The sequence below is a fragment of the Phenylobacterium sp. genome (assembly GCF_037138395.1).
In the GTDB taxonomy this organism is placed as follows: domain Bacteria; phylum Pseudomonadota; class Alphaproteobacteria; order Caulobacterales; family Caulobacteraceae; genus Phenylobacterium.
On the sequence record NZ_JBAXIM010000170.1, the window covers coordinates 1 to 5038 of the forward strand.

The window sequence follows — 5038 nt, forward strand, 5'->3', positions numbered from 1 at the left end:
CGGAGGCCCCTTGTCCCGCGACCGGGTCCTGCGGGTCAATGCCCTGTGGTCCCTGCGAGGTTGTCCCGCTCGCAGGCCCCCTGTAGGTTGCCCGCCGTTCGGGGCCTGTCCGGCCCCTACTCCAAGGAAACGCGGCCCCAATGAGCGACGCCAGGAAGCGCACCTTCACCGACGAGGAAGCCCTGAGCTTCCACCAATTCCCCACGCCCGGGAAGCTGGCCATCACCCCGACCAAGCCCATGGCCACCCAGAGGGACCTCAGCCTGGCCTATTCGCCTGGGGTTGCGGTACCCGTTCTGCGCATCGCAGAGGACCCGGAGACGGCCTACGACTACACCTCCAAGGGCAACCTGGTGGCGGTGATCTCCAATGGCACCGCAATCCTGGGGCTGGGCAATCTGGGCGCCCTGGCCTCCAAGCCGGTGATGGAGGGCAAGAGCGCCCTCTTCAAGGTGTTCGCGGACGTCGACTCCATTGACATCGAGGTGTCGGCGACGGACCCGGACGAGGTTATCACCGTCATCAAGAACATCGGCGTGACCTTCGGGGGTATCAACCTCGAGGACATCAAGAGTCCCGAATGCTTCCGGATCGAGACCGAGCTGCAGGAGCTACTCGATATCCCGGTCTTCCACGACGACCAGCATGGCACGGCCATCATCTCGTCGGCAGGACTGATCAATGCCTGCAAGATCACCGGGCGGGAGCTGAAGGACGTCAAGCTGGTGCTCTGCGGCGCCGGAGCGGCTGGCATCGCCTCCCTCGAACTGATCAAGGCCATGGGGGTCCGGACGGACAACTGCATCGCCGTCGACAATACCGGGGTCATCTATCGGGGCCGCACCGCCGGCATGAACCAGTGGAAGTCCGCCCATGCGGTGGAGACCGACGCCCGCACCCTGGCCGACGCCATGAAGGGCGCCGACGTCTTCTTCGGACTTTCGGTGAAGGGCGCCCTGACGCCCGAGATGGTGGCCTCAATGGCCCCCAATCCGATCATCTTCGCCATGGCCAATCCCGACCCGGAGATCACGCCTGAGGAGGTCGCCGCCGTGCGCAGCGACGCCATCGTGGCCACGGGCCGAAGCGACTATCCCAACCAGGTCAATAACGTCCTGGGCTTCCCCTACATCTTCCGGGGCGCCCTCGACGTGCGGGCCCGCCGGGTGAACATGGAGATGAAGGTCGCCTGCGCCAACGCCCTGGCCCAGCTGGCCCGGGAGGACGTTCCGGACGAGGTGGCCGCAGCCTATCACGGCAAGCAGCTCAAGTTCGGGCCGGAGTACATCATCCCCTCGCCCTTCGACCCGCGGCTGATCTCCTACATCCCGCCCTTCGTGGCCCAGGCGGCCATGGACTCGGGCGTAGCGCGCACGCCGATTGCCGACATGGATGCCTACCGCGCCTCCCTGGCCCAGCGCCTGGATCCTACGGCGGGCTTCCTGCAGAAGATCCAGGGCGTGGTCCTGAAGTCATCGGAAAAACGCATCGTCTTTGCCGAGGGCGAGGAGCCTAGCGTCATCCGCGCCGCCTTCGCCTTCCAGAACGCCGGCCTCGGGCGGGCCATACTGGTGGGACGGGAGGACCTGGTCGAGGAGAACATGCGCCTGGCCGGCCTGGACCCCGCCGAGGCCGACCTCACGGTCGTCAACGCCCGCCTGTCCGAGCATAGTCCCGAGTTCGTGGACTTCCTGTATGCACGCCTGGCCCGCCAGGGCTTCCTGAAGCGCGACGTCCTGAGGCTGATCAACCAGGACCGGAACTCCTTCGCCGCCTCCATGGTCGCCCTGGGCCATGCCGACGGCATGGTCACGGGCGTCACCCGATCCTACGACCAGGCCCTCGAGGAGGTCCTGCGGGTGATTGATCCGTCCCCGGACGGACGCGTGATCGGGATGAGCGTCCTGCTCGCCAAGGGCCGGACCCTGTTCATCGCCGACACCAATGTCACCGAAATGCCAGACGCCGACGAACTGGTCGAGATCGCCTGCGAGGCGGCCCGGGCCGTCCGCACCCTGGGCTACCCGCCGAGGATCGCCTTCCTGTCCTACTCCACCTTCGGCAACCCCATGGGGCAGAGGTCGGAGAAGGTCCGCGAGGCCGTCGCCATGCTGGACGAGATGGACGTCGACTTCGAATACGAGGGCGAGCTGCCCCCGGACCTCGCCCTCGACACCTCGAAATGGGCCAACTACCCCTTCATGCGGCTCAGCGGGCCGGCGAATGTCCTGGTCATGCCCGCCATCCACTCGGCGGCCATCTCCACCCTGCTGGTCCAGGAGCTGGGTGGCGCCACCGTTATCGGGCCTCTGCTGCTGGGTCTGGAGAAGTCCGTGCAGATCGCGCCCCTTGGCGCTTCGGTGTCCAAGATCCTGCAGATGGCCACACTGGCCGCCTATGAGCAGGACGTGGTCGACGATCAGGCCTGATCAGGACTTCGGCGGCCGGACCCGCCGGGCCGGCCGTCGGCCGACAGGAGGACCGCTACCCAGCGCGATCCTGGGAACTGGGCGCAGATCACCATCACGATGACCGTGAGCGGGGTCGAGAGGAACATGCCGACCACCCCCCAGAGCCATCCCCAGAAGGCGAGGGACAGGAGCACGACCAGCGGGTCCATGTTGAGGCTGCGTGCCTGCATCCTCGGCGCGATGATGTTACCTACGATGAAGTGAAGGCCCTGCAAGACGGCGTAGAGGAAGACCGCCTGCCAGAGGGTCGGGAACTGCATCAGGGCGAAGACCGGCGCGATCACCACGCCAAGGGCCGCACCGAGGATGGGGATGTAGCAGGCCAGGAAAATAAGCACGGCCAGGAAGGTCGCACCGTCCAGACCGACGAAGGTCATGGCCACCCAGGAGGCCGCCGCGATCATCAGGCCGGTGATGGTCTGGACCCAGAGGTACTGCTCCACAGACCCGAGGATCGACCGGTAGGCGGTGACCATGGCGCGACGTTCGCCGCGTTCCGTCGACAAGAACAGGACCTTGCGCTCGAGGCGGCGGCCGGAGGCGAGGATGAAGCCGAGGTAGATGAGGATCAGGAGGGTGTCGGCCGCCAGGTTGCGGACCACTCCTGCCGCGCTGGCGAGATAGGCCCCCGGGTTCAGTTGCAGAAGAAGATCGTCCAAGGTCGGAACGGCGGCGGTCCGGACCACGCCTGCCAGCCGGGCGATGAGGTCATTGAGCCGGGGCGCATAGCTGACCAGCTTGCTGGCGAAGGCGGACGCATTGTCGATGGTCAGGACCAGAAGGAGGACGAACAGGACAGCGGTGATGAGGAGGGCCGCGGGCATGCCGAAGCGTTTGCCGCCAGGAAGTAGCCGCCCCAGTAGTCGCTCAAGGGAGTTGGCAAAGCTCTGGATGACCACGGCCAGGAACAGGGCCATGGCCAAGGGTGCCAGCACGCCGGAAAGGAACTTGGCCGCCGTCGCCGTCGCGATGACGGCCAGTATGCCCAGGCAGGCCTTTTCGAAGCCCGCGCGGGATGCGGCAACAGGGGCGGGGCTGTCGTCGGGGTCGGTGGGGTTCACGCGCGCAATATGCCACAGAGCACCGCCTTTGCGAAACCCCGGCCACAGGCCATACAGTGGCGCTGGAGGCAGGGCACAGCCCTGCAGGACACGTCTGGAGGGCCAATGACAGATGCAACTCAGCCTGAGGGCGTTCTGATCGGCAGGTCGGGACATCCCGAGATCCTGCGCCTGGACCGGACCAACCGACATGGGCTGGTGGCGGGCGCCACGGGGACCGGCAAGACCGTCACCCTCCAGATCCTGGCCCAGGGCCTGTCCGACGCCGGGGTCGCGGTCTTCGCCGCCGACGTCAAGGGCGACCTCTGCGGGATCGCCGCGCCCGGAGAGCCGGGCGAGAAGATGCTGGCGCGTGCCCGGTCAATGGACCTGGACCTCACCCCCATCGCCGCCCCGGTCATCCTGTGGGACCTGTTCGGCGCCCAGGGCCATCCCATCCGCGCCACGGTGTCGGAGGTCGGGCCCCTCCTGATCTCCCGCATGCTGGAGCTGAACGACGTCCAGGAGGGCGTCCTTTCGGTGGTGTTCCGCGCCGCCGACGACGAGGGCCTCCTGCTCCTGGACATGAAGGACCTCCAGGCCGCCCTGACCTTTGCCGCTGAGAACGCCGCCGCCCTCGGGGCCCGCTATGGCAACGTCTCCACCGCCACCGTGGCTACCATCCAGCGCAAGCTCCTGGTGCTCGAGGACCAGGGCGGGGCCAGCCTGTTCGGCGAGCCCGCCCTGGACCTGTCCGACTTCATGCGGCGGGACCCCCAGGGCCGCGGCTATGTGAACATCCTGGCTGCGGACCGGCTGATTGCCTCGCCCCGGCTCTACGCCACCTTCCTGCTCTGGCTCATGTCCGAGCTGTTCGAAGTCCTGCCTGAGGTCGGCGACGCCGACCGGCCCAAGCTGGCCTTCTTCTTCGACGAGGCCCACCTGCTGTTCCGGGATGCGCCCAAGTCCCTTCTGGAGAAGGTCGAGCAGGTGGTGCGCCTGATCCGGTCCAAGGGCGTCGGGGTCTATTTCGTCACCCAGAACCCAGCCGACATCCCCGACGGCGTGCTGGGCCAACTGGGCAACCGCATCCAGCACGCGCTGAGGGCCTATACCCCCGCGGAGCAGAAGGGGCTGAAGGCCGCGGCGGCCAGCTTCCGGGCCAATCCCGACTTCAACACCGCCGAGGCCATCCAGGGCCTGGGCGTCGGCGAGGCCCTGGTCTCGGTGCTTGACGAGAAGGGCGCGCCCACCGTGGTGCAGAAGACCCTGATCCGCCCGCCGGCCTCGCGCCTTGGGCCCCTGTCCCCCGGGGAAAGAGCCGCCCTGATGGGCTCAAGCCCGGTCCGGGGTGCCTACGACGAGGCCATCGACCGGGAAAGCGCCTTCGAGGTCCTCCAGGCCCGGGCGGCGGCCAAGGCCGGGCAGGCGCCCGCCCCGGGGCAGGCCCCGTCCCGGTCGCCGGCCCCGGCCCGGGCGCCGTCGGCGAGCCACGGCCGCCAGTCCATAGGCGAAACCTTCGCCAAG

Annotated in this window: 3 protein-coding genes; 2 read left to right on the top strand and 1 reads right to left on the bottom strand. The window is 67.7% G+C overall.

Going from position 1 to position 5038, the window contains the following annotated elements:
- The first annotated feature begins 140 nt into the window (after positions 1-140).
- Entirely contained in the window at positions 141-2429 is a 2289-nt protein-coding gene (locus WCJ52_RS11455; RefSeq protein WP_336903440.1) for an NADP-dependent malic enzyme, read from the top strand.
- Here WCJ52_RS11455 and WCJ52_RS11460 read toward each other — a convergent pair.
- Entirely contained in the window at positions 2420-3532 is a 1113-nt protein-coding gene (locus WCJ52_RS11460) for an AI-2E family transporter (RefSeq protein ID WP_336903441.1), read from the bottom strand. The genes WCJ52_RS11455 and WCJ52_RS11460 overlap by 10 nt on opposite strands.
- 105 nt (positions 3533-3637) lie before the next feature.
- Between WCJ52_RS11460 and WCJ52_RS11465 the strand changes: the two genes are divergently transcribed.
- Positions 3638-5038, top strand: a 1401-nt coding sequence (locus WCJ52_RS11465; protein WP_336903442.1) for a helicase HerA-like domain-containing protein, incomplete at its 3' end; no start/stop codon positions are given.

What these genes read in the sequence shown, in the direction of transcription:
- WCJ52_RS11455 (WP_336903440.1), top strand. Translation starts at nt 141, where the DNA reads ATGAGCGACGCCAGGAAGCGCACCTTCACCGACGAGGAAGCCCTGAGC.